The sequence below is a fragment of the Sphaerisporangium perillae genome, assembly GCF_023276435.1.
GTDB classification, from domain to species: domain Bacteria; phylum Actinomycetota; class Actinomycetes; order Streptosporangiales; family Streptosporangiaceae; genus Sphaerisporangium; species Sphaerisporangium perillae.
This window is the reverse complement of the sequence record NZ_JALLPO010000041.1, coordinates 13,017-36,776: the sequence shown is the minus strand read 5'-3', so window position 1 is coordinate 36,776 and position 23,760 is coordinate 13,017. Positions and strand designations below refer to the sequence as shown.

Below are 23,760 nucleotides of genomic sequence, written 5' to 3'. Positions count from 1 at the left end.
GCCGGCACGTGACCCGCGGAGCCGCCCTGATCTTCGTACTGACCGCCGCGTTCCTCACGACCCCGGTGGCCGTCTCCGGTGCCACCGGCGCGGCCGTGGCCGAGGTGGCGGGGACGGGCGCCGTACGAGCGGAGGGCTCGGCCGGCACGGCTCGCGTGGGCGCAACGCCTGGTGAAAGCGTCATGACCCCGGTCACGACGAAGGTCACCCGCCGCCAGGACACCCAGGTCCAGGTCAGCGCCATCACGCCGCAGGCGCCTCGCGAGCCGGCCGCGCAGGTCAAGATCTCCGGGGTCGTGGCCAACAGCGGGGCCACCACTCTGACCGGGCTCTCGATCCGGTTGCGCTTCTCCCGGCAGCCGTTCGCCACCCGCACCGAGATGCAGTCCTTCGCCGACGGCGGCCAGATCCTCGACCAGTCCCGCAAGACCGTCTTGGTGGACCAGCTGGTCGCCTCCGGGCAGTTCCCCTGGGAGTTCGTCGTCACACCGGCCGAGCTCGGCATGTACCGCTTCGGCGTGTACCCGGTCACGATCGAGCTCGTCGACGCGGCGGGTCAGCAGCTCGCCGCCCAGCGCACGTTCCTGCCGTACGCCCCCAAAAACCAGCAGGTCTCCCGCACGAAGATCGCCTGGGCGCTGCCCATCGTCGACCAGCCCCATCGCGGCGACGATTCCACCTTCGTCGACGACGGCCTGCGCGAGACCGTCGCCGACGACGGGCGCCTGGGCAAGATCCTCAAGATCGCCGAGACTCCGTCCAAGGGCGTGAGCTGGTTCGTCGACCCGGCCGTGCTGGACGACGCGCAGGCCATGGCGAAGGGCTACAGCCTCCGGACCGGCACCGCCGCCGACGCCGCCACCGAACGGAAGCCGGGCGACCAGACCACCTCACGATGGCTGCAGAGGCTCCGCACCGCCCTCGAGAAGGCTCCCGTCTCCGCCACGCCGTACGCCGATCCCGACGTCGCGGCGATCACCCACCATGGGCTGGACACCGCCACCGGCATCGCGTTGAAGCAGGGCGCCGCCGTCGCGACCGAGCTGCTCGGCAAGGACGTCGGCACCGCCACGAACTGGCCCGTCGGCGGGGTGATCGACCGCGACGCGCTGGACGTCCTGGCGGTCGGTGACGTCCGCACGGTGCTGCTCACCGCGACGGCCCTCCCGCCGAGCACTCCTCTCACCTACACGCCCGACGCCGCCGCCACCGTGGACACCGTGCAGAAGCCGGTCAACGTGCTGCTGGCCGATCCGGTGCTGAGCCAGCTCATCGCGACGACGGGCACGTCCGGCGCCGGCGTCACGGCCCTCACCACCCAGCGCTTCCTCGCCGAGACCGCGATGATCAGCGCCGAGCGGCCCGCCGAGTCCCGTACGGTCGTGGCGGCGCCCCCGCGCCGGTGGAACCCCGATCCGGCGTTCGTCACCACGCTGCTGAAGACCGCCGCGTCCGCGCCGTGGCTCAAGCCGGTCACCCTGAGCTCGGTCAAGCCGTCCAAGACCGCCGTCCCCCGCGGCGACCTGGTGTACACCGACAAGGACCAGCAGGCCGAGCTGAGCAAGGCCTACCTCGGCGTGGTCAGGAAGCTCAGCAACCGCGCCGAGCTCACCGCCACCGTCACCAAGGACCACCGGCGGGTCTTCGACACCGCCCTGCTGCGCGTCACCTCGGCGGCCTGGCGCGGGCGCACCGGCAACGCCAATCCGCTGATCAAGCAGATCGACTCGTCGGTCACCACGCGCACCAACGCCATCTCGGTGTCCAGCAGCGAGCAGCGCACGGTCGCGGGCCAGAACGGCGTCGTGCCGATCAGCATCCGCAACGACCTGCAGAACGAAGAGGTCACCGTCGGCGTCAGGATCACCTCCGGCGACCGCAAGCTGCTCACCATCGGCGAGTACGAGTCACCGGTCACGATCAGTCCCGGCAAGACCAGGCCGCTCGACATCCCGATGGTCGCCCACGGTGGCGGCCAGACGACGGTCAAGGTGCAGCTCACCACCGCCAGCGGCGTGCGGTACGGCCTGCCGGTCGAGGTGATCGTCAACACCACGGGGTACGGCGCCATCGCGCTGGTGATCGTGGGAGCCGCGCTCGCCGTGATGCTCGCCGCCGTGGTGTTGCGCATCCTGCGCCGCCGCTCACGCCGGACCGCCAAGGGGCGCGGCGCGGGGCAGCGCGGGCCGCGGGCCGTCCCCGAACCCGCCCAGCATCGAGAGGGGCCTTCATGAGCCGGATGTTGCGCGCCAGCGCAATCATGGCCGCGGGCACCATGGTGTCCCGCCTGACCGGCTTCGTGCGTACGGCGGTGCTCGCCTCGGCCATCGGCGTCGCCGCGCTGGGCGACGCCTACAACGTCGCGTACACGATCCCTTTCATCCTGTTCGACCTGCTCATCGGCGGGGTGCTCAGCAGCGTCATCGTGCCGATGATCGTCAAGGCGCAGAAGCATGACGCGGACGGAGGCCGTGCGTACGAGCAGCGGCTGATGACCGTGGCGACGCTGGCGCTCATCGTGATCGCGGTGGTGGGCGTGCTGTGCGCGCCGCTGCTGATCGGGCTCCTCACCACGGACCTGTCTCCGCGCAGCACCGAGGTCGCCACCACGCTGGCGCGCTACATCCTGCCGCAGATCGCCTTCTTCGGCATCGGCGCGATCGCCGGGGCCATCCTGAACACCCGTGACCGCTTCGCGGCGCCGATGTGGGCCCCCGTGCTCAACAACGTCGTGGTCATCGGGGTCGGGTTCCTCTACCACTTCGTCAGCCGCGCCGGCGGCGACATCGGCGCGGTGTCAGGCTCGGACCTGGCGCTGCTCGGGCTCGGCACCACGGCGGGCATCGTCATCCAGTCGATCGTGCTGGTGATCTCGGTGCACCGGGTGGGGTTCCGGTTCGTCCCCCGGTTCGATCTGCGCCACGCGAGGCTGGGCGAGATGGGCAAGGCCGGCGTGTGGACGCTCGCCTTCGTCGTGCTCAACCAGGTCGGCTACATCGTCACCACGAACCTGGCCACGGGCGCCACCGCGAAGGCGGGCGGCGAGCACGTCGCGGGCATCGCGTCCTACAGCTACGCCTTCCAGCTGTTCCAGCTTCCCTACGGCATCATCGCCGTCTCGGTGATCACGGCGATGCTCCCGAGGATGAGCCGCTACGTGCACGAGGGGGAGTTCGGCGCCATCCGGGAGGAGTTCGCCTCCGGGGTGCGCCTGGTCTCCTGCGTGATCGTGCCGTGCGGGCTGCTACTGATGGTCCTCGGGCCGGCGGTGACCGTGCTGATCTTCGGCCACGGCAGCACGTCGGTGGAGGACGCCCTGAGCATGGGCAACGTCTTGCAGGTGTTCGGGCTCGCGCTCGTGCCGTTCTCGATCTACCAGCTCCTGCTGCGCGTCTTCTACAGCTTCGGCGACACCCGCACCCCCGCGCTCATCGCCGCGGGGAACGTCGCGGTGAACGCCACGCTGAGCTACATCCTGTACCTGACACTGCCGCCCCACCTGATCGTCATGGGGCTCGCCCTGGCCTTCACGGCCGCCTACGTCGTCGGTGGCACGGTCGCCTGGACGCTGGCGAGCCGCAAGGTGGGCGGCGGGCTCGGCGGCCGCATCGTGGCCTCCGGACTCTCGCGCATGTACGGCGCCGCCATCCCGGCCGCCGTCGTCGCGCTGATCGCGCTCTGGGCGACCGAGGCGCTGGCCGGTGTCACACCGCTCAGCTCGGCGATCATGCTGGTCGCGGGCGGTGGGCTGGGCGGGCTGGTCTACCTGGTCACCTCGCAATGGATGCGCATTGCCGAAATCAGCTCGATCATTGGGCTTGTGGCGGGGCGGGTAGGCCGCTAGTCATAGGTAACCCGGAAGTCCGGTTCGCCCGTGTTCAAAGGGCAACACGGACGAGACCCGCTCCGGACTACGATGGTGCCCGGCGCGCGGTGAGGACCGGGCGCCGCCGGCTGACGATGAGCAGGAGGGGCGTGGGGGCATTCGCACGGACATCGCCCGCGACCAGGGAGAGGATCGCCTCATGAACGCCCCGGCCGTGGAGCCCGGCGGCCGCCTGGCCGACCGGTTCCGCCTGGAAGACCGCGTCAGCGAGTCGGGTGGCGCCACCTTGTGGAAGGCCATCGACGAGGTGCTCGCGCGGCCCGTCTGCGTCCTCACGCTGTCCCCCGACTTCGACCGCGTCGCCGAGGTCGTGACCGCGGCCCGCCGGGCCAGCCGCCTGACCGACCCCCGGCTCACCCAGGTCTTCGACGCCGCCGAGGAGGACGGCCAGGCCTACGTGGTCAGCGAGTGGGTCACCGGCGAGACCCTGACCGACATGGTGGCCTCTGGGCCCATGGCGCCCGAGCGCGCCGCCGCGCTGGTCGCCGAGGCGGCCGAGGCGGTCGCCCACGCCCACGAGTCCGGCCTGGCCCACCTCTGCCTCACGCCCGACCGTCTCATCTGGACCGCCGGCAGCACCGTCAAGCTGCTCGGGCTGGCCGTGGACGCCTCCCTGTGCGACATCCAGAGCGACGACGCCGGCCGCGAGGACGCCGAAGGGCTCGGTCGCCTGCTCTACACGGCGCTGACGGGCCACTGGCCGGGTGACGGGGAGGTCGACCTGCCGCCCGCGCCGCTCGACGACGGCAAGATCTGCACGCCGCGCCAGGTCACGGCGGGCGTTCCCGGCTTCCTCGACGCCATCACCTGCCGGGCCCTGTTCCAGGAGCCCCGGCGCGGGCTGCCCGCGCTCACGACACCGGCCGAGGTGGCTGAGGCACTCGCCGAGGTGCCGAGGCCCGCGCCCGTGCCGGTGTCGGTGTCGGCGACGCCTCCCGCCATCAGCCTGCGCTCGGAGGCTCCCACCGACACCGAGTCGGCCAGGCAGCCCCGCCCGCCGGCGCAGACGCACCCGGTCTCCTCGGCCAGGCCCCGCCAGTCCGGCGGCATGGCCGGCCGCGCGATGATCACCGTGGTGATCCTCCTGATCATCGCCGCGGTCGGCATCGGCGCCTGGACGCTGGGCCAGACCCTCGGCAAGCGGTCGCCCGCGCCCGCCGCCTCCGCCTCGCAGTCCCAGGCGCGGGCCCCCAAGATTTCGACGGTGAAGCCGTCGAGCGCCAACGGGTTCGACCCGCTGGGCAGCGACCGTGCCGAGCATCCCGAGTGGGCCCCGCTGGCCATCGACGGCAAGCCGTCGACCGAGTGGCACACCGACAAGTACGAGACCCCGGAGTTCGGCCGTCTCAAGAAGGGCGTCGGCCTCATACTGGAGCTGAGCAAGGAGACCACGATCTCCGATGTGGTCGTCTCTCTCGGCGACATGCCCGGTTCGTCCATCGAATTGAAAATCGGCGACGCGCCCGACCTCGGCTCGCTGAAAACAGCCGCCAAGCAGGAGAATGTCTCCGGCACGGTGACCCTCACACCCGAGAAGGCCGCAAGTGGTCGGTACGTTTTGATCTGGTTTACGCGCCTTCCGGCCTTTGAGGGGAAGTTTCGTGGCACCATCTATGACGTAGTGGTGCACTCTCCAGGATCGGCCTAACAGGACACGCGTTGTGAACCCTCCTCCCGATAGCCCGCCGGCGGCTCAGCACGCCGCACGGTCCGCGTTGTCCGACGCCGACCTGCTGACGAGCCATATCGGCGGTGATCCACACGCCTTCAGCGAGATCGTCCGCCGCCATCGCGACCGCATGTGGGCCGTCGCGCTGCGTACGCTCGGTGACCCTGACGAAGCGGCCGACGCCGTACAGGACGCCTTCGTCTCCGCCTACCGCAAGGCCGAGAGCTTTCGCGGCGAAGCGGCGGTGACCACCTGGCTCCACCGCATCGTCGTGAACGCCTGCCTCGACCGCATGCGCCGAAAGTCCATCCGCCCGGTCGCCGACGACGAGCTCGTCGAGGCCGCCGAGCGGGACACTCCGATACCCGACCAGACAGGAGATCGCGACGTCTCCATGGAGGTCACGGCCGCGCTCAAGCTGCTGCCGGCCGACCAGCGCGCCGCATTGGTGCTGGTCGACATGATGGGGTACTCCGTAGAGGACGCCGCCCAGGTGCTGGGTGTGCCGACCGGAACCGTCAAGAGCCGCTGTGCGCGAGGCCGTGCGAAACTTGCCCCGATTCTTTCCCATCTGCGGAACCGATCGGACCTAACCCGCGTCTCATCCGCGAAGGGAGCACAACTTCGTGACGGGTGATACGCACTACGACCTGGAGATCCTGGCCGAGCTGGCAGAGGGTCTCCTCGACGGCGCCATGGCTGTGCGAGTCCGCGAACATCTCGCGGTATGCGATCCCTGCGGGGAGAGCCTCGCCGACCTGGCGGCGGTCCGCGAGGTGCTCGCGGCGGTTCCGGTGCCGGCGATGCCGATGGGTGTCGCGCTCCGAATCGACAAGGCACTCGGCGCCGAGGCCGAGACCAGGCGGGCCGGTGGCGGGCTCAGGCTCGACGAGGCGCCCGACTGGGATCGCATCATGGCGGACTCCCCCTGGGAGGTCCCGGCCGCGCTGCCGTTGACGGCTTCAGCGCCATCGGTCCAGAAGATGCCCACGGTGCCCCTGGAGCAGCCGCTGGAGCCCGCGATCCCGGAGCCCGAGGAGGTCGTGCGCTTCGGCGTGGTGGCCGACGACGGCACGATCGCGCCCGCCAGGCGTCGCAAGGCGTCGCGGCGGCGTTCCTGGCGGATCCCCGCGATGGCGAGCGTGGCCGCCGCGGCGGTGATCGGCGGCGTCGGGGTGTCCGCGAACCTGCTGTCGGCCACCGGCACCGAGGGAGGGGCGAACCTTCAGCCGGCCATCGCGCTGTCGGCTCCGCAGTCCGCGGTGCCGCAGAAGGGCACCTTGAGCCCGGGGTCGACGTCGGCCGGCTACATGATCAGCAAGAGCGGCTTCAACTACTCCAACAAGGACCTCAACGGCCCCCTGGTCACCATCGTCGGTGCCACGGGTCCCGGGTCCGGCGGAGACGCGTCGGGGGATCCCGCGGTCTTGCGATGCGTGTCGCAGATCTCCGAGCGGGTCGGCAACAGGCTCCACTCCGACACCACTCCCAAGCCGATCAGCGTCGACCAGGCCCTCTACGAGGGGAACGAGGCCACGGTGATGGCCTTCTGGAAGGATCGCCTCCGCAACGCGGTCTGGGTGTACGTCGTGGACTCCAACTGCGGCAACATGCGCCCGCCCTCCGTCAGCCGCTGGCAGTAGAGCCTCTCCGCGCCGGGTGGACGACCCTCCCGGCTCGTGGCACCGAAGTCCTCCGCGTGATCGCGCGGAGGACTTCTTGGTGTCGGGGGCGCGGCTTGGCGGGGTCGGGAATCGCAGACGCCTAGGATCTGTTGACGCCAACGGCATCCAAGAACCAGTCAACCAGGAGCCGGGCGCGTGCGGCGACGCACACCGGCAGCCGACCGAACCACATGGGCATGAAAGGCGAGAGGCGTGAGCGACGTCCGTAATGTGATCATCATTGGGTCGGGGCCGGCTGGGTACACGGCCGCGGTCTACGCGGCACGCGCGGACCTCAACCCTCTCGTGTTCGAGGGCTCGGTCACCGCCGGTGGCGCGCTCATGAACACGACCGACGTGGAGAACTACCCGGGCTTCCCCGACGGCATCCTCGGACCGGACCTGATGGACAACTTCCGCAAGCAGGCGGAGCGGTTCGGCGCCGAGCTCGTCGCGGACGACGTCGTCGAGGTGGATCTCACCGCGACGCCGAAGGTCGTCAAGACCGTGACCGAGACCTACCTGGCGAGGACGGTCATCGTCGCGACCGGCTCGGGATACCGCGAGCTGAGCCTGCCGAACGAGAAGCGGCTGTCGGGCCGGGGCGTCTCCTGGTGTGCGACATGTGACGGCTTCTTCTTCCGCGACCAGGACATCGTGGTCGTGGGCGGCGGCGACACCGCCATGGAGGAGGCCACCTTCCTCAGCCGGTTCGCGCGCTCCGTGACGGTGGTCCACCGCCGTGGCGAGCTGCGGGCCAGCAAGATCATGCAGGACCGCGCCTTCGCCAACGAGAAGATCCGCTTCCTCTGGGACAGCCAGGTCGTCGACATCCTGGGCGACACCAAGGTCAGCGGGGTCGTCGTCCGTAATCTCAAGACCGGCGAGCAGACCGAGCTGCCCGTCACCGGCATGTTCGTCGCCATCGGGCACGACCCTCGCAGCGAGCTGTTCAAGGGGCAGCTCGAGGTCGACGACGAGGGCTACATCAAGGTCGAGGCGCAGACCACCAGGACCAATGTCGATGGCGTCTTCGCGTCCGGCGACGTCGTCGACCACACCTACCGTCAGGCGGTCACCGCAGCGGGCACCGGCTGCTCGGCGGCGATCGACGCAGAGCGGTGGCTCGCGGAGCACGCCACCGCCGCCGGTTAGAGCCACCGCTCCGAGCCACCGTCACCGAGCCACGCCACCAGTCAAAGGGGAGAAACACCGTGGGCGACATCAAGTCCGTAACCGACGCCACCTTCGAGGCCGAGGTGCTCAAGAGCGACAAGCCCGTCATCGTCGACTTCTGGGCCGAGTGGTGCGGTCCGTGCCGCCAGGTGGCGCCGATCCTGCAGGAGATCGCGAACGAGCACGCCGACAAGCTCACCATCGTCAAGATCAACATCGACGAGAACCCCGCGACTCCTCGCGACTACGGCGTACTCCAGATCCCGACCCTGAACGTCTACAAGGGTGGCGAGGTCGTGAAGCAGATCATCGGTGCGAAGCCGAAGGCCATGCTGCTCCGCGAGCTCGACGGCGTCATCTAGACGCCCCTGCGGCTCGCTCGCCCGAGCCGTACCACCGCCTCTTCCGGGCGGTACCCACCCCCAGCAGAGCCCCCCGTGCCACCGGCACGGGGGGCTCTGTGCTGAGGCGACCGTCGCCCAGTACTGGGCCGCTACGGGCCTGAGATCGTCTCAGACGGGGCGAAGTACCCGTTCTGGCGTCATGGAACCCAGCAGGCGCTCCAGTGCCACCTCGACGTCCTCACGCCACGACACCGCGGTCTTGAGCTCCAGGCGGAGCCTCGGGAAGCGCAGATGCGGACGGATGGTCTTGAACCCCACCGCGAGGAGGTAGTCGGCGGGCAGGACACAGCCGGGCTGCTCCCACTTCAGGTCGCCGAACGCCTCGATGGCCCGGACCCCGCGCCGCGTCAGGTCCTTCGCCACGCCCTGGATCAGCATCCGGCCGAGCCCGCCCCCGGAGAACTCCGGGATGATGTGCGCGGTCATCAGCAGCACGGCGTCCGCGCTGACCGGCGAGGTGGGGAACGCCACCGAGCGAGGCACGTACAGCGGCGGTGCGTACAGCACGAAACCGGCTGGAACACCGTCGACGTAGCAGATCTTGCCGCAGCTTCCCCACTCGAGCAGGGTCGCGGAGATCCACGCCTCCTTCTCGAGCTCTGGATCGCCGCCCATCTGCGCGCGCTCCCCGCTGACGGGATCAAGCTCCCAGAAGACGCACCGCCGGCAGCGGCGTGGCAGATCGTCAAGGTTGTCCAGCGTGACACTCACCAGCCGACGCGACACCTCGGGGCCCCCAATCCTTGCGAGACGAACGCGAGTCATGGCGGAAAAGCGCACCAATTACGGCGTCTCCAAACTGGCATGGTAGCCGAGTGAAAGCCGAGATCGGCGATCCTCCCCGCCGAACCCGCGTGGCCGGTCGCCGCCGGGGAGTTCGCCCGGGCACGGCCCTGGGATACGCCGGAGCGCCGCCGCGCAGGGCGAAGACGCCCGTAGCGCCGCCGGGGACGAGCTCGGGCAGGCCGGACATGGCCCCGCCCGTTCAAAGGCGCACCCCAGAAATCGGGGTGAAATGCCAGGAGAAGCACCTGAAGTGAAGAATTGCGGGAAGGAATCGACGGCGCCTGCCGTACTCTGGTCTCTCCGCAATGAAACCTAGCTCGGCTATGCCCTAGGAGGTGGACCGTGACGGAAGAGCAGGATCACGGTCGGAGGACCGTGGCCCACGGGTCGCGCATCGACGCCTACATCGATCGGTACGCCGCACGGGCTACCGGCATGGTGGCCTCCGAGATCCGAGCTCTTTTCGCCGTCGCATCGAGGCCCGAGGTGGTCTCGCTCGCCGGCGGCATGCCGTACGTCACGGCCCTCCCCCTCGACATCGTCGGCGAGATCGTCGCCGATCTCGTCGCGCGCCGCGGCACCGTGGCCCTGCAGTACGGCTCCGGCCAGGGCGACCCCCACCTGCGCGAGCAGATCTGCGAGGTCATGCGCCTGGAGGGCATCGAGGCCGGCCCGGACGACGTCGTCGTCACCGTCGGCTCCCAGCAGGCCCTCGACCTGATCACCAGGATCTTCATCGACCCGGGCGACGTGGTCCTCGCCGAAGGCCCCTCGTATGTGGGCGCCCTCGGGACGTTCGCCGCCTACCAGGCGTCCGTGGTGCACGTCGCCATGGACGACCAAGGGCTTGTCCCCGAGGCCCTCGCCGCGACCATCGATTCGCTCACGCGCCAAGGCCGCCGGATCAAGTTCCTCTACACGGTGCCGAACTTCCAGAACCCGGCCGGCGTCACCCTCAGCGCCGCCCGCCGCCGCCAGGTGATGGAGATCTGCCAGCGTGCCGACGTGCTCGTCGTCGAGGACAACCCGTACGGCCTGCTGGGCTTCGACGGCGACCCCATGCGGGCGTTAAGGGCGGACGATCCGGACGGAGTCGTCTACCTGGGCTCGTTCTCCAAGACGCTCGCCCCCGGCTTCCGCGTCGGCTGGGCCCTCGCCCCGCACGCCGTCCGGGACAAGCTGGTGCTCGCCATGGAGTCCGCGGTCCTGTCGCATTCGAGCTTCGCACAGCTGGCAGTCGGGCAATATCTGGCGACCCAGCCGTGGCGGGAGCAGATCAAGTCGTTCCGCGAGCTCTACCGCGAACGCCGTGACGCCCTGCTCGGCGCCCTGGACGCTCTCATGCCGCCCGGATGCACCTGGACCCGGCCCGCCGGCGGCTTCTTCGTCTGGATGACGCTGCCCGACGGGCTCGACTCCAAGGCGATCCTGCCCCGCGCCGTCGCCGAACGAGTGGCGTTCGTGCCCGGCACCGGGTTCTACGCCGACGACTCCGGCGCGCGCAACATGCGCCTGTCGTACTGCTACCCCGAGCCCGACCGCATCCGCGAAGGCGTCCGCCGCCTGGCCGGGGTGATCCAGCAGGAACTGCTCATGCGTGACACGTTCGGCACGGGCTCGGCCCCCGCCCACAGCGGAGTCGACACGCCCGGACCCGACCTAGCCTGAAGATGACGCACGGCAGGCGCCTCGTCCGGCCAGGCGGGCGCCTGCCGGCCCTGTGATGTGAGAAAGGTCCTTGATGAGCGATCTCGGCCATGTGCTGGTGCTGGCAGGCGGGCTGTCCTACGAGCGCGAGGTCTCCCTCCGCTCGGGCCGCCGCGTGAGCGAGGTGCTTCGTGCGGCCGGGATCGACGTAGAGACACGGGACACCGACGCGAGCCTGGTCCCCGCCGTCCTGGCCGACCCGCCCGACGTGGTCTTCGTGACCCTGCACGGCGGCAGCGGGGAGGACGGCGCCATCCGGTCGGTGCTCGAGCTGCTCTCGCTGCCCTACGTGGGCGCCGGGCCCGAGGCCTGCCGGATCGCCTTCGACAAACCGACCGCCAAGACCATGGTGCGCTCGGTCGGCGTCCGCACGCCCGACGCGGTCGTACTGCCCAAGGAGACCTTCCACGACCTCGGCGCGTCCGCGGTCCTGGCCCGCATCGTCGACCGTCTCGGACTCCCGCTGTTCGTGAAGCCGTCCCACGGCGGGTCCGCCCTGGGCGGCTCCATCGTCCGCAAGGCCGACGAGCTTCCGGCGGCCATGGTCGGCTGCTTCGCGTACGGGGACACCTCGCTGGTCGAGCAGTACATCGAAGGCGTCGAGGTCGCGGTCTCCGTGATCGACCTCGGTGACGGGCCCATCGCCCTTCCCCCTGTGGAGATCGTGGCCGACGAGGGCGTCTACGACTACTCCGCGCGCTACACCGCCGGGCACACCGAGTTCTTCGCGCCGGCACGGCTGCGGCCCGAGGTGGCGGAGGCCTGCGCGGAGCTGGCCGTCACCGCGCACACCGCCCTCGGGCTCCGCGACCTCTCCCGCACCGACCTCATCGTCGACGCCGAGGGCCGCCCGCACTTCCTCGAGGTGAACGTCGCCCCCGGCATGACGGAGACCTCCCTTCTCCCCATGGCCGTGGAAGCCGCAGGCAAGGACCTCGGCGCCATCTGCCGCGGCCTCCTCCAAGCCGCCCTCCACCGCACCCCCTAACCCCGCTTCCCCTCACCCGCTCCACCGCTCCACCGCACCCGCTCAACCTGCCCGCTCCACCGCACCCGCTGAACCTGCCCGCTCCACCGGACTGCTTGAATCGCCTCCTCCACGGCCCCCTCGCCGGGCTGGGCTCCCCCTTCCCTCCCGCTTCGTATCGGTCGGTACACCCTGACCGCCAGGACGGCCTCGCACGCATCCCCGCCTCCCTCGTCCCTCGCCGGGCTGGGCTCCCCCTTCCCTCCTCCTTGATGTCGCTGGTTTCGGCGCCGGGACGGCGAGAGGCCGTACGGCGAAGCCGGCGCCACCGTACGGCGAGGAACCGGTCCAGGTCCGTGAGGCTGCCGTCCTCGCTAGCACCGGAAACGTGAGTGGCCCGGACACCCTGACCGCCAGGACGGCCCCGCACGCACCCCGCCTCCCTCGTCCCTCGCCGGGCTGGGCTCCCCCTTCCCTCCTCCTTGATGTCGCTGGTTTCGGCGCCGGGACGGCGAGAGGCCGTACGGCGAAGCCGGCGCCACCGTACGGCGAGGAACCGGTCCAGGTCCGTGAGGCTGCCGTCCCCGGGCAGGAGGGGGAGATGGGGCGGAGGACGTGTGCGCATCCTGCCGGGCGTAGCCTGGCGGCGTGATCGAACAGCTTTACTCCAAGAGCTTCGCCAGCGACAACCATGCCGGAGCGCATCCGGCCGTGCTGGAAGCCGTCAGTTCCGCCAACACCGGTGACGCTCCGGCGTACGGCGACGACAGGTGGACCGCCACGCTGGCCGAACAGATACACGCCGAGTTCGGTGACCAGGCGACGAGCCTGGTCGTCCTCAACGGCACCGGCGCCAACATGGTCGCGCTCAGCCTGATGCTGGAACGCCGTTACCACGCGATCATCTGCCCGGAGACGGCGCACATCGCCACGCACGAGACCGGAGCCAGCGAGAGGGTTCTCGGGGTCAAGCTCGTCACGGTGCCGACACCCGCCGGGAAGCTGGTCCCCGCGGACGTGACCGCAAGACTCGGCGGCCGGGGCAACATCAGCGAGGTGCAGCCGCGAGTGGTCTCCATCTCAGAGGTCACCGAGCTCGGCACCTGCTATACCCCCGACGAGATCGCGGCGCTGGCGGAGACCGCCCACGACAACGGCATGCTCCTCCACATGGACGGCGCCCGCATCGCCAATGCCGCGGCCTTCCTTGGCTGCTCTCTGCGCGCCCTGACCACCGATGCCGGAGTGGACGTGGTCAGCTTCGGCGCCAGTAAGAACGGCGCCCTCGTCGGGGAAGCCGTGGTCGTCCTCCGTCCGGAGCTGGCGGAAGCGGGAGCGTACCTCCGGCGGCAGACGCTCCAGCTCGCTTCGAAGATGCGCTTCGTCTCCGTCCAGCTGTCGGCCCTCCTGACGGACGAGCTATGGCGGCGGAACGCCGTCCACGCGAACGCGATGGCACGGAGGCTGGCGGACGGGGTGGCGGATCTCCCTGGGTTGGGCATCCAGTGGCCGGTCGAGTCCAACGCCGTCTTCGCCTCCCTGCCCACCGAGGCGATCAGCGAACTGCAGGCCCGCTACCTGTTCCACACGTGGGACGCCCCCCGCGGCATCGTCCGCTGGATGACGGCATTCGACACCTCCCCCGACGACGTGGACATCTTCGTCAACGACATCCACCAAACCCTCAAGCGCCTCGCCGGCTGAGCGCGCCCCTCCAACAACTCCCCAACTTTCAGGAACCACCGTCGCCGCCCGCCATACCGCGCACAGTTTCACGTGAAACCACCCCCAACTGGCGGGCGGCACCTCCCCGACCAGCCGGCGGGACGCGAGGACCAAGGGCTTGCCCCGTACACCGGCGCCGGCCCCGCCACACCACACCCCCGCCGCCGCGGCGCCGATCTATCCAACACCACAGCGGGGGAGGAGGCCCGGACACCAGCGGAAGGCTGCGGGCCCGGTGGACAGGGGCGCGCGGAGAGACAGAAGGGGACCGCACGACCCGAGGAACGGCGCCGCCCCGGAGGCGTGGGCGGGCCGCGTGGACAGGTGGACGGCTTGGCGTTCAAGGGACGCACATGCGAGCAGGTGGCGTTGATCTCGGCTGAAGACTGGCTCTGGCACAAATGAGCCGCCATGCGGCCGCTGGGCGAGCGAGACGGCGCCGACGGTCCGCGAGGCGGTCTGCCGGCCCCGATCGCGGACCCATGAGGCAGCGATCCACCGGGCGACGCGATCGAGTGGCCCCTATCGGCCGGCTCCATGACATGGCCGCGGCCGACACCGATGTGCCGCAGTCCAGGTGCCCAGGCACTCCCCCGCCCCGTCGAGCCGAGGGCGGCGGATCGACAGTTCAGCATCGAAGGGGGCGCGAGACGCTCGTCGCGTAGCGGGCGGCCCCTTCGGTAAGTGGTTTCACGTGAAACACGTACAGGCCAAGCGAGGCGGGGATCTCACCAGCCACGCTAGAGGGTCGGAGATGACCAACAACGAGGCCGCGCGTGTATGAGGTGGCACAGATGGCGGCGACGAAGCCACCGGAATGGGGTGGCGCTGAAAGCTCCGGCGAACAGATCGCCATCTGGGCCTGCAGAGGCCACCGCGTCCGGCGGTGAAGGAGGAGAGGGTTAAGGGCCCCGCTGTGAGCCGGTGCTCAAGGAGACGCAGACGGGCCACCACATGAGGCGGCATCGGGGGTCCGGCGGACGGACCACCACATGAGAGTGAGCCGGTGCTGGAGGGGTCGCCGTGCGAGGCGGGAGATGGAGGAGGCGGAGACGGAAGGGCGGCGGGGGTTTGGGGGAGGGCGATTGGCGGGGTGGGTGGGAAGCGCCGGGGTCAGTCGTCGGTGGTGTGGATGGAGTTGGCGGCTTCGGGGGCCATTGCGCCGATGATGCGCTCGAGATCGTCCATGGTGGCGAACTCGACCACGATGCGGCCCTTGTGCCGGCCGAGGTCGACCTTTACCCGCGTCTCGAAGTGATCGGAGAGCCGGTGGGCGAGGTGGGCCAGTGCGGGCTCGGGGGCGTCCTTCGTGCGCCGGGCGCGAGGGGCGGGGGCGGCCGTCGCCTCGCCCATCGAGACGATCTCCTCCACGCTCCGTACGGAAAGACCCTCGGCGACGATGCGGCTCGCGAGGTGCTCCTGCGCGCCCGGGTCGGTGAGGGTGAGCAGCGCCCGCGCGTGGCCCGCGCTGATCGTTCCTGCGGCCACCCTGACCTGGACGTTGCCGGGGAGGTTGAGTAGGCGGAGCGTGTTGCTGATGTGTGAGCGGGATCGTCCGACGCGCTGGGCGAGCTGCTCGTGGGTGGCGCCGAAGTCGTCCAGGAGCTGGCGGTACGCCGCGGCCTCTTCGAGCGCGTTGAGCTGCTCCCGCTGGAGGTTCTCGATGAGGGCCTCGCGGAGCATCTCGTCGTCCTGGGTGCTCCGGACGATCGCGGGGATCACCTTCAGGTCGAGAAGCTGGGACGCCCGCCAGCGCCGCTCCCCCATGATCAGCTCGTAGCGTCCTCCGCCCACCGAGCGCACCACGATCGGCTGGAGCAGCCCGACCTCGCGGATGGAGTCGGCGAGCTCACGCAGGGCGTCCTCGTCGAAGATGTCCCGGGGCTGGCGCGGGTTCCGGGTGATCGCTTCGACCGGGATCTCCAGGAAGTACGCCCCTGCGACGGGCTTCAGCCCGTCATTCGCCGGTTGCGTCTCCGGGCCCGCTCCCACGACGGCCGGAACTTCGACGATCGGCCCGGTGGGGATCAGGGCTCCGAGTCCCTTCCCCAGTCCACCACGCCTTTGCTGGCCCACGACCCCTCCTCGCCCAACGGCTCGCTCGTACGGAGACGGCCACTGCCGGCACCGCCTCTGTCGCCGCGTATTCCACTTGATCCTGACCTGACCATCGGACCCGGCGCGGGACACTCCACAGGAGAGTACCGCTGCCGGGCGGGGTCAGCTTCCCGCCACGGCCGCGGCGCGGAAGGCGATCTCCCGTGCCGCCTCCATGTACGCCATGGCGCCGCTGGAGCCGGCGTCGTACGTCAGCACGGATTGCCCGTAGCTCGGCGCCTCCGAGACCCGGACGCTTCTCGGGATGACGGTGGTGAGCACCGTGTCGCCGAAGTGCGAGCGCACCTCGTCGGCCACCTGGGAGGCGAGCCGCGTACGCCCGTCGTACATCGTGAGCAGGATCGTGGAGACCTTGAGTGCCTGGTTCAGGTGCACGCGGACGAGTTCGACGTTCTGCAGCAGCTGGCTGACGCCTTCCAGCGCGTAATACTCGCACTGGATGGGGATCATGACCTCCTCCGCCGCCACCATGGCGTTCACGGTGAGCAGGCCGAGCGACGGCGGGCAGTCGATGAGGATGTAGTCGAGCTCGATGGCGTTGAAGGCCTCCAGCGCTCGCTTGAGCCGGGCCTCCCTGGCCACGAGCGACACCAGTTCGATCTCAGCACCGGCCAGGCCGATGGTCGCGGGAGCGCAGTACAGGTTCGGCATGTCGGGCACCGGGCTGATGATCTCCCCGATGGGAAGATCTTCGACCAGGACCTGGTAGACGGACGGGATGTCGCCGCGGTGCTCCACGGACAGGGCCGTCGAGGCGTTCCCCTGCGGGTCCAGGTCGACGACGAGCACCCGCTGGCCGTGCATGGACAGCCCCGCCGCGAGGTTCACGGCCGTCGTCGTCTTGCCCACGCCACCCTTCTGGTTGGCGATGGTGATGATCCGCTGCCTCGGGGGGCGGGGCCAGTCGCCCTCCTGCAGCGATGAGGAGTAGCCGATCGAAGCGGCCGCCACGGGAGCGGATGGAGCTGTTTCACGTGAAACCACTGAGCTGAGCGCCTCTCGGACCAGCGGCGAATCGCCGGGGTTAAGGGGGGGCTGTGACACGGTCGTCGTCCTTTCAACCGGCGTGACAGCAGCAGGGGAAGTAGGCCAGCCGAGACCCGAAGGCCTTCCGCTCGCGGCGGAGACATGACCAGCCGGCCAGCCAAGGCCGCCTGCCGTATCCGGCATACCCGTCACCTCTTCCGTCGGCGCCGCGCACCCTGAGCACTTCGAGCTGGCGAGCGTCCGGCGACCACCCGGACGAGAGTCGCGGGCGGATCGACCTTACCGCGCCCGACCGTGACAAGCTCGGCAGTCTGCACCCCGTATGCCCGCAATTGCTGCTCCGCGGCGTCGAGTTCTTCGGCGGCACGCTCTCCCTTCATCGCCAGAAGCTGGCCGCCTTCGTGAAGAAGGGGCATCGACCACGTAAGGAGACGGTCGAGCGGTGCGACGGCGCGAGCGGACGCGACGTCGAACACCCGCTTGCCCACCAGTTCCTCCGCGCGTCCGCGCAGCACCTCCACGTTGGTCAGCTTCAACTCGTCCACGCACTGCTCCAGGAACGTCGTCCTGCGGAGCAGCGGCTCCAGAAGGGTCACCGTCACGTCCGGCCGTACGATCGCCAGGACGATGCCGGGCAGCCCGGCGCCGGAGCCGATGTCGACGAGGTGGGCGCCCTCGGGCACCGCTTCGGCGACCACGGCGCAGTTGAGCAGGTGCCGGTCCCAGATGCGAGGGATCTCCCTCGGTCCCAGCAGCCCTCGCACGACCCCGGGGCCTGCCAGCATCTCCGCGAACGCCTGGGCCCGTGGCCATGCCTCGCCGGTGAAAACCGCGCGCGCAACATCGGGCGCGTCGGGCAGCTCGTCGCTTTCCGCCATCACTCACTCAACTAGAACGGTCACAACATCTCCGCGTAAGGGTAGCCCTCCCGGCAGTCCTCCTCGGTTCGACGCGTCGGAGCGGCCGGCGACGGCCCCCTTTCCCGGCGAGTACGAGAAGCCCCTCAGGCAGGGGGAAGGCAAGATCGCGTCAGCAGCCCTCAAAGATCGGGAAGTGATCACGGAAAGCGGGCACGAGCCGTCGCGGGCACGGGCCGCCGCGGCACTACAACAGGAGTGACGCATCGGATCGCCCGGCTCGACCACCTCGGAAGGGTCCGGACAGCCGTAGGGCCGCCGATCCAGGTGGATCGGCGGCCCATTAACACGACCTGTCACATCCGCGAGGTTCTCCGCCGGTCGGGGCAAGGCACCCGCTGGGCGGCCTCGCGCCGCGCGGGAGTCGCGGCCGGCGCCGTCAGGCGGGGAGGACCACGACGTAGCGCTCGGGCTCCTCGCCCTCGGACTCGCTCCTCAGCCCCGCCGCGGCGACGGCGTCATGCACGATCTTGCGCTCGAACGGCGTCATCGGCTGGAGAGGCTTGGCCTCACCCGAGCGCTTGACGTCCTCCGCCGCCTTGGCGCCGAGCTTGCTCAGCTCCACGCGCCGCCCCTGGCGGTAGCCGGCGACGTCGAGCATCAGGCGCGAGCGCTCGCCCGTACGCCGGTGCACGGCGAGGCGGGTGAGTTCCTGCAGCGCCTCGAGCACTTCGCCGTTGGCGCCGACGAGGTCATTTCCCTTGATGTCAACGATCGACACGAGGGCGCGGTCGCCTTCGACATCCATGTCGATGTCGCCGTCGAGGTCGGCGATGTCCAGCAGACCTTCGAGGTAGTCGGCCGCGATCTCGCCCTCCTGCTCCAGAGCGGCGATGTCGGGCGCGGCCTTCGGGGCCTGCTCCTCGTTGACTTCGGTCACGTCCGGACTCTCCTTTAAGACAACCGGCTACGGCTTCTTGCTACCTGTGCGCTTGCTGCGCGGCTGCCGCGTGGGCTGCTGTCGAATGATCTTCTGCTCGGGCTCGGGCGGAGGCTCGTCAGCGGGCTCCTTGGCCACCTTGCCAGGCAGGATCTTGCTCAGCAGCCCGGGCTTGGGCTCGGGCTCCACCACGTTGCCCTTGGCGTCCACAACCGGCATCGGGTGCCGACTGTAGAACCAGTGTTGCTGACCGAGGGTCCACAGGTTGGTGGTGACCCAGTAAAGGATAAGCCCGAGAGCGAAGTTCAAGCTGAAGATCGCGAACAGCGGCGAGATGTACATGAGGATCTTCTGCTGCTGCGCCATGGGGTTGTCCGGCATCTGCGCCATGGAACGCGTGACGCTCTGCCGCACCGTGAGGAAGGTCGTGGTGGAGCTGATCGCGACGAAGATACCAAGGATGATCTTCGTGACGATCGGGTCGGCGCCGAGGGCCTGGATCTCCGCGCTGCTGGTGAAGAAGGTCGCGGGGATCGGCGCGCCGAAGATATGCGCGGCACGCGCGCTGTCCACCAGCTGCTGGGTCATGCCATGCGCGGCCTTGTCCTCCGCGATCGCACGCAGCACGGTGAACACCGAGATGAAGATCGGGAACTGGGCCACGACAGGCAGGCAGCCGCCGAGAGGATTGGCCCCCGCCGTCTGGTAGACCTTCATGACCTCCTGGTTCATGCGCTGCTTGTCGTTCTTGTACTTCTTGCGCAGCTCTTGAACCTTCGGCGCGAGCTCCTGCATCTTCTTCGAGGAGCGCATCTGCTTAAGGAACAGCGGGAAGATCAGCAGACGCATCAGCACGGTGAGCGTGATGATGGTCAAAGCCCAGTTAAGCCCGTTGTCGGGGGGAATGATGATGCTGTACGCCGCGTGGATCCAGGCGATCACCGTAGCGACAGCTGTATACAGCGGCTCCAGGAATGTCAGCTCCACCGAGCTAGCTCCCTTGCGTTTCGTCGTGGGACCGGACCGGGCGCGGAGGCACCGGGTCGTAACCTCCCGGGTGGAAGGGGTGGCAACGCCCGATTCGCCTGGCGGTCAGCCACAGCCCTCGTAGCGCGCCGTGGACGGCGATCGCTTCGAGGCCATAGGCGCTGCAGGACGGTTCGAAGCGGCATCGCGGCCCAAGGAGGGGGCTTATGAAGGCTCGATAGAACCGGATCGGAGCCATCAGAATGCGAGCGCCGGCGGAGATCTCGCGGGGCCGCCGCTCCTCACTCACGATCACGCTCGGCAGAGGGAGATCCGCTCGGCCCGCGTCCCGCTCTCTCGCCGCTGGGTCACCGGTAGTCATGCCTGTCCATCCGTCGCGGCCGGGCGATCGGACCGTCGCCCAGGCGCCCGCCGTCCGATCAATCGGTCCAGCGCGACGTCGAGCTCGGCGGCGAGGTGCTCGCTTCGCGCGGACGCCGCCTGTGGATTGGCGCGTACAACAAGCAGGCTACCTCGCGGCAGCGAGTGCAGGCGGTCGCGCATCAGGTGCCGGAGCCGGCGCTTGACCTGGTTCCTGACGACCGCGCCACCGACGGCCTTGCTGACCACGAACCCGACCAGAGGCGGATCGTGGGGATCGCCTCGCTCGCCGAGGTGGGCGACCAGGGTGGGACGTCCGGCGCGCCTTCCCTTCCGGATCGCGCTCGCGAACTCCTCGGCACTGCGCATGCGGGAGGCGGACGGCAGCACGATTGGACCTGCTTTCAGACGGACAAGAGCCCGGGCACGGCTATCGCCCGCCGGTCAGTTCCGACGGGCGAGGGAAGCACGCACCGGGCGCTCCGCGCTGTCAGGCGGACAGCTCCGCGCGGCCCTTGCGACGACGGGCGGCGAGGATGGCGCGGCCGGCCCGCGTGCGCATGCGCAGCCGGAAGCCGTGGGTCTTCGCGCGACGACGGTTGTTCGGCTGGAAAGTACGCTTGCTCACGAGTGGGCTCCAGGCTTGAGTTCACCCGCACACGGTGCGAGCGATTGACACACAGGGCTAGGCCTGTCGAATGCGTGGGCACGCCAAAGTGCCGTCGCGCGACAAGCCGACCGTCGTACGTTACGGGGCCAGCAGGCCGGAGGTCAAACCGGAACAGGGGGCGGAGACCCTCCCTGGACCGGCCGGCGATGCCGATGGCAGGTCCAGCGCAGGTCGGCCGTCTCTGGTTTTCCACTATTCCACAGGGGCTCTATCCACCGCCGCCGCGTCATCCACAGTATGTGCACCATGCTGCCCCCAGCCTGCCACTAGGCTGTGGACAACGTCTTGAACAGGGATGTGCACAGCGCTACTGTCGGCCCTCCGGACCTTCCCTCCATCTCACCGATGTGCTTGGCAGCGCGTCTGAAAGGGTTGTGGACCACGAGTGGCCCCTGTGGACACTCTGTGGACCGCGTGTGGACCCGTTGTGGACCACCGGAGGCAGCCTGCGGACAACGCTGTGGGGACAGCCGCGAGGCCCGGCGCCGACGGAGCATGCTCCGGCAGGCGTCCATGTGGAAAACGGATCGCGGCGTGCGTGCGGGGGCCGCGTTAGGGAGGAGGGGCCGACCAATGGATGGCGTCGACCTCGGCCCATTGTGGGCTCGGGCGCTGGAAAGCTTCGCCGAGGGCAGCGTTCCGCCTCAGCAGCGCGCGTGGCTGAACATGACCCGGCCTTTCGGCCTCGTGAACGACACGATCATCCTCGCCGCACCCAACGACTTCGCCAAGGACGTCCTGGAGACCAAGCTCCGCCCGCTGATCGCGCAGGCGCTCTCGCAGGAGTTCGGCCGGCCGATGAGGGTGGCCGTCATGGTCGACCCGGTCGCCGGCGCGGGGGACCCCCAGAGCCCGGGCACGGAGGGATATCCCCAGGCGCCCGCCTCCGGTTATCCCCATGGTGGACAGCCTCAGCCGGGGTACGGACAGCCTGGCCGGCCGGGTTCCATGGGCCAGCAGCCCTTTCCGGACCAGGGAGTTTCCACCGACTATCCACAGAACAGGCCACAGGGCCAGCCTTACTCCTATCCCTATGGGAATGGCTCTGAGGATTCCTACGGAGGCACCCCGGCGGGCCCTTCGCAGCCCTATCGGCAGGACGGCTACCAGAACGCCGAGGGCTTCCCCGGCCAGCAGGGCCAGACCGGCCAGGAGAAGGCGCAGCCTCCCCAGCAGGAGGCGCCCGCGTCCCAGCCGTATCCCCGCGGCGACGGCTCCCAGCCGTACCAGCGCGGCGAGCCCGCGCAGTCGTATCCGGGCGGGGACGGCCAGCAGGCTTTCCCCCGCGGCGAACCGTCCCAGCCGTACGCGCATGGGGACGGCGCGCAGCCGTTCCAGCGCGGTGAGAGCCAGCAGCCGTTCCAGCGCGCGGAGGGCTCGCAGCCGTATCCGCGCGGCGAGTCGTCCCAGCCGTATCCCCAGAGCGACGGGGCGCGTCCTTATCCACCACAGACGGGCGGCTTCGGTGGACAACCTCCGTATTCCGGCAGGCCGGAGAGCCCGTCTCCGCGTCCCCGCCCGGAGCCGGAGGCCTACGACCGCCCGGTGCAGAACCGATGGGACGGCCGCGGCGGCAAGCCGAGCGAGCCGGCCAGGCTGAACCCCAAATACACCTTCGAGACCTTCGTCATCGGCGCCTCCAACCGGTTCGCGCACGCGGCCGCCGTCGCGGTCGCCGAGGCGCCGGCCAAGGCGTACAACCCGCTGTTCATCTACGGCGACTCGGGCCTGGGCAAGACCCACCTCCTCCACGCGATCGGGCACTACGCGCAGCGGCTGTACGACGGTGCCCGCGTGCGGTACGTCAGCTCCGAGGAGTTCACGAACGACTTCATCAACTCGATCCGCGACCACAAGGCCGACGGGTTCCGCGCCCGGTATCGCGCGGTGGACATCCTGCTTGTGGACGACATCCAGTTCCTGGAGGGCAAGGAGCAGACGCAGGAGGAGTTCTTCCACACCTTCAATACGCTGCACAACGCCAACAAGCAGATCGTCATCTCCAGTGACCGGGCGCCCAAGCAGCTGGTGACGCTGGAGGACCGGCTCCGCAACCGCTTCGAGTGGGGTCTGATCACCGACGTCCAGCCTCCCGAGCTGGAGACGCGCATCGCGATCCTGCGGAAGAAGGCGATCCAGGAGGGGCTCGCGGCCCCCGGCGACGTGCTGGAGTACATCGCGAGCAAGATCTCCACGAACATCCGGGAGCTGGAGGGGGCGCTCATCCGGGTGACGGCGTTCGCCAGCCTGAACCGGCAGTCCGTGGACCTGCAGCTCGCGGAGGTCGTGCTCAAGGACCTCATCACCGAGGACTCCAGCACCGAGATCACCATCGCCACGATCATGGCGCAGACGGCGGCCTATTTCGGGCTGTCGATCGACGATCTGTGCGGCAGCTCTCGCTCGCGCGTGCTGGTGACGGCCCGGCAGATCGCCATGTACCTCGCCCGCGAGCTCACCGACCTGTCCCTCCCCAAGATCGGCCAGCAGTTCGGCGGGCGTGACCATACGACCGTCATGCACGCCGAGCGCAAGATCCGCTCGCTGATGGCCGAGCGGCGGTCGATGTACAACCAGGTCACAGAGCTGACGAACCGCATCAAACAGAACTCTCGCAACTCCTGATGATCCACAGCCTGTGGATATCTCTGTGGATCGGGGCTCAGGGCAGGTGAATGGCGGGAAAACCACCGCCGGCGGCCGAACAAGCAAGCGACCGGTCGGGAAACTCCGCGTCAGGCGCTGGGGACAACTCTGGGGACATCCTGGGGAAGACCTGGGGACCACTGGTGGACGACCTGGGGACGCCCTGTGGGTAGGGTCGGAACACCTGCCCGAGCACCTCTTCTACCCCGTG

Annotated in this window: 20 protein-coding genes; 11 read left to right on the top strand and 9 right to left on the bottom strand. The window is 69.4% G+C overall.

What is annotated here, in order from left to right; translation table 11 throughout:
- Positions 1-8: 8 nt before the first annotated feature.
- The 7 genes from MYF83_RS32885 to trxA all read left to right on the top strand — a co-directional run bounded on the left by MYF83_RS32885 (position 9) and on the right by trxA (position 8,757).
- Positions 9-2,234, top strand: coding sequence for a DUF6049 family protein (locus tag MYF83_RS32885; protein WP_248964651.1), 2,226 nt, complete (start codon positions 9-11; stop codon positions 2,232-2,234).
- Positions 2,231-3,844: a murein biosynthesis integral membrane protein MurJ gene (gene murJ, locus MYF83_RS32880; protein ID WP_248964650.1), complete on the top strand. Its 1,614-nt coding sequence runs from the start codon at positions 2,231-2,233 to the stop codon at positions 3,842-3,844. Before MYF83_RS32885 ends, murJ begins: the two co-directional genes overlap by 4 nt.
- 181 nt (positions 3,845-4,025) lie before the next feature.
- Positions 4,026-5,534, top strand: coding sequence for a protein kinase family protein (locus MYF83_RS32875; protein ID WP_248964649.1), 1,509 nt, complete (start codon positions 4,026-4,028; stop codon positions 5,532-5,534).
- 13 nt (positions 5,535-5,547) lie between these two features.
- Positions 5,548-6,192, top strand: a complete 645-nt coding sequence (sigM, locus tag MYF83_RS32870; protein ID WP_308201540.1) for an RNA polymerase sigma factor SigM — start codon at positions 5,548-5,550, stop codon at positions 6,190-6,192.
- Entirely contained in the window at positions 6,182-7,198 is a 1,017-nt protein-coding gene (locus MYF83_RS32865; RefSeq protein ID WP_248964647.1) for an RsmA family anti-sigma factor, read from the top strand. Before sigM ends, MYF83_RS32865 begins: the two co-directional genes overlap by 11 nt.
- Positions 7,199-7,432: 234 nt before the next feature.
- Positions 7,433-8,374 (top strand): thioredoxin-disulfide reductase, encoded by a 942-nt coding sequence (gene trxB / locus MYF83_RS32860; protein ID WP_248964646.1) that lies wholly within the window; start codon positions 7,433-7,435, stop codon positions 8,372-8,374.
- Between the two features lie 59 nt (positions 8,375-8,433).
- Positions 8,434-8,757, top strand: coding sequence for a thioredoxin (gene trxA / locus MYF83_RS32855; protein WP_308201539.1), 324 nt, complete (start codon positions 8,434-8,436; stop codon positions 8,755-8,757).
- Between the two features lie 150 nt (positions 8,758-8,907).
- On the opposite strand, the gene MYF83_RS32850 is transcribed toward trxA, so the two are convergent.
- The gene (locus tag MYF83_RS32850) at positions 8,908-9,510 is read right to left on the bottom strand and encodes a GNAT family N-acetyltransferase (protein WP_248964645.1); all 603 of its coding nucleotides are present in this window, start codon (positions 9,508-9,510) and stop codon (positions 8,908-8,910) included.
- Positions 9,511-10,020: 510 nt separating this feature from the next.
- Here MYF83_RS32850 and MYF83_RS32845 point away from each other — a divergent pair.
- The 3 genes from MYF83_RS32845 (at position 10,021) to MYF83_RS32835 (ending at position 13,963) form a co-directional block, all read left to right on the top strand.
- Positions 10,021-11,253, top strand: coding sequence for an aminotransferase-like domain-containing protein (locus MYF83_RS32845; protein ID WP_248964705.1), 1,233 nt, complete (start codon positions 10,021-10,023; stop codon positions 11,251-11,253).
- A gap of 73 nt (positions 11,254-11,326) precedes the next feature.
- Positions 11,327-12,280, top strand: coding sequence for a D-alanine--D-alanine ligase family protein (locus MYF83_RS32840; RefSeq protein ID WP_248964644.1), 954 nt, complete (start codon positions 11,327-11,329; stop codon positions 12,278-12,280).
- Between the two features lie 627 nt (positions 12,281-12,907).
- Positions 12,908-13,963: a threonine aldolase family protein gene (locus MYF83_RS32835; protein WP_248964643.1), complete on the top strand. Its 1,056-nt coding sequence runs from the start codon at positions 12,908-12,910 to the stop codon at positions 13,961-13,963.
- A gap of 1,134 nt (positions 13,964-15,097) precedes the next feature.
- Here MYF83_RS32835 and MYF83_RS32830 read toward each other — a convergent pair.
- The 8 genes from MYF83_RS32830 to rpmH all read right to left on the bottom strand — a co-directional run bounded on the left by MYF83_RS32830 (position 15,098) and on the right by rpmH (position 20,861).
- The gene (locus tag MYF83_RS32830) at positions 15,098-16,060 is read right to left on the bottom strand and encodes a ParB/RepB/Spo0J family partition protein (RefSeq protein WP_248964642.1); all 963 of its coding nucleotides are present in this window, start codon (positions 16,058-16,060) and stop codon (positions 15,098-15,100) included.
- 144 nt (positions 16,061-16,204) lie between these two features.
- Positions 16,205-17,053 carry a ParA family protein gene (locus tag MYF83_RS32825; RefSeq protein ID WP_308201537.1) on the bottom strand — a complete coding sequence of 283 codons (849 nt, stop codon included), beginning with the start codon at positions 17,051-17,053 and terminating at the stop codon, positions 16,205-16,207.
- Positions 17,054-17,277: 224 nt separating this feature from the next.
- The gene (gene rsmG / locus MYF83_RS32820; protein WP_248964641.1) at positions 17,278-17,967 is read right to left on the bottom strand and encodes a 16S rRNA (guanine(527)-N(7))-methyltransferase RsmG; all 690 of its coding nucleotides are present in this window, start codon (positions 17,965-17,967) and stop codon (positions 17,278-17,280) included.
- A 418-nt stretch (positions 17,968-18,385) separates the two neighbouring features.
- Positions 18,386-18,886: a Jag family protein gene (locus MYF83_RS32815; protein ID WP_248964640.1), complete on the bottom strand. Its 501-nt coding sequence runs from the start codon at positions 18,884-18,886 to the stop codon at positions 18,386-18,388.
- A 27-nt stretch (positions 18,887-18,913) separates the two neighbouring features.
- Complete coding sequence (gene yidC / locus MYF83_RS32810) at positions 18,914-19,873, bottom strand: membrane protein insertase YidC (RefSeq protein ID WP_248964639.1); 960 nt, start codon at positions 19,871-19,873, stop codon at positions 18,914-18,916.
- 4 nt (positions 19,874-19,877) lie between these two features.
- The gene (gene yidD / locus MYF83_RS32805) at positions 19,878-20,111 is read right to left on the bottom strand and encodes a membrane protein insertion efficiency factor YidD (RefSeq protein WP_229691613.1); all 234 of its coding nucleotides are present in this window, start codon (positions 20,109-20,111) and stop codon (positions 19,878-19,880) included.
- A 119-nt stretch (positions 20,112-20,230) separates the two neighbouring features.
- Positions 20,231-20,623, bottom strand: coding sequence for a ribonuclease P protein component (rnpA, locus tag MYF83_RS32800; RefSeq protein WP_248964638.1), 393 nt, complete (start codon positions 20,621-20,623; stop codon positions 20,231-20,233).
- Positions 20,624-20,723: 100 nt separating this feature from the next.
- Positions 20,724-20,861: a 50S ribosomal protein L34 gene (gene rpmH / locus MYF83_RS32795; protein ID WP_010849920.1), complete on the bottom strand. Its 138-nt coding sequence runs from the start codon at positions 20,859-20,861 to the stop codon at positions 20,724-20,726.
- A 708-nt stretch (positions 20,862-21,569) separates the two neighbouring features.
- Between rpmH and dnaA the strand changes: the two genes are divergently transcribed.
- Positions 21,570-23,528 carry a chromosomal replication initiator protein DnaA gene (gene dnaA, locus MYF83_RS32790; protein WP_504974984.1) on the top strand — a complete coding sequence of 653 codons (1,959 nt, stop codon included), beginning with the start codon at positions 21,570-21,572 and terminating at the stop codon, positions 23,526-23,528.
- Positions 23,529-23,760 lie beyond the last annotated feature (232 nt).

What these genes read in the sequence shown, in the direction of transcription:
- murJ (WP_248964650.1), top strand. Translation starts at nt 2,231, where the DNA reads ATGAGCCGGATGTTGCGCGCCAGCGCAATCATGGCCGCGGGCACCATG.
- MYF83_RS32875 (WP_248964649.1), top strand. Translation starts at nt 4,026, where the DNA reads ATGAACGCCCCGGCCGTGGAGCCCGGCGGCCGCCTGGCCGACCGGTTC.
- MYF83_RS32845 (WP_248964705.1), top strand. Translation starts at nt 10,021, where the DNA reads ATGGTGGCCTCCGAGATCCGAGCTCTTTTCGCCGTCGCATCGAGGCCC.
- MYF83_RS32840 (WP_248964644.1), top strand. Translation starts at nt 11,327, where the DNA reads ATGAGCGATCTCGGCCATGTGCTGGTGCTGGCAGGCGGGCTGTCCTAC.
- rsmG (WP_248964641.1), bottom strand. Translation starts at nt 17,967, where the DNA reads ATGGCGGAAAGCGACGAGCTGCCCGACGCGCCCGATGTTGCGCGCGCG.
- yidD (WP_229691613.1), bottom strand. Translation starts at nt 20,111, where the DNA reads ATGGCTCCGATCCGGTTCTATCGAGCCTTCATAAGCCCCCTCCTTGGG.
- dnaA (WP_504974984.1), top strand. Translation starts at nt 21,570, where the DNA reads ATGACCCGGCCTTTCGGCCTCGTGAACGACACGATCATCCTCGCCGCA.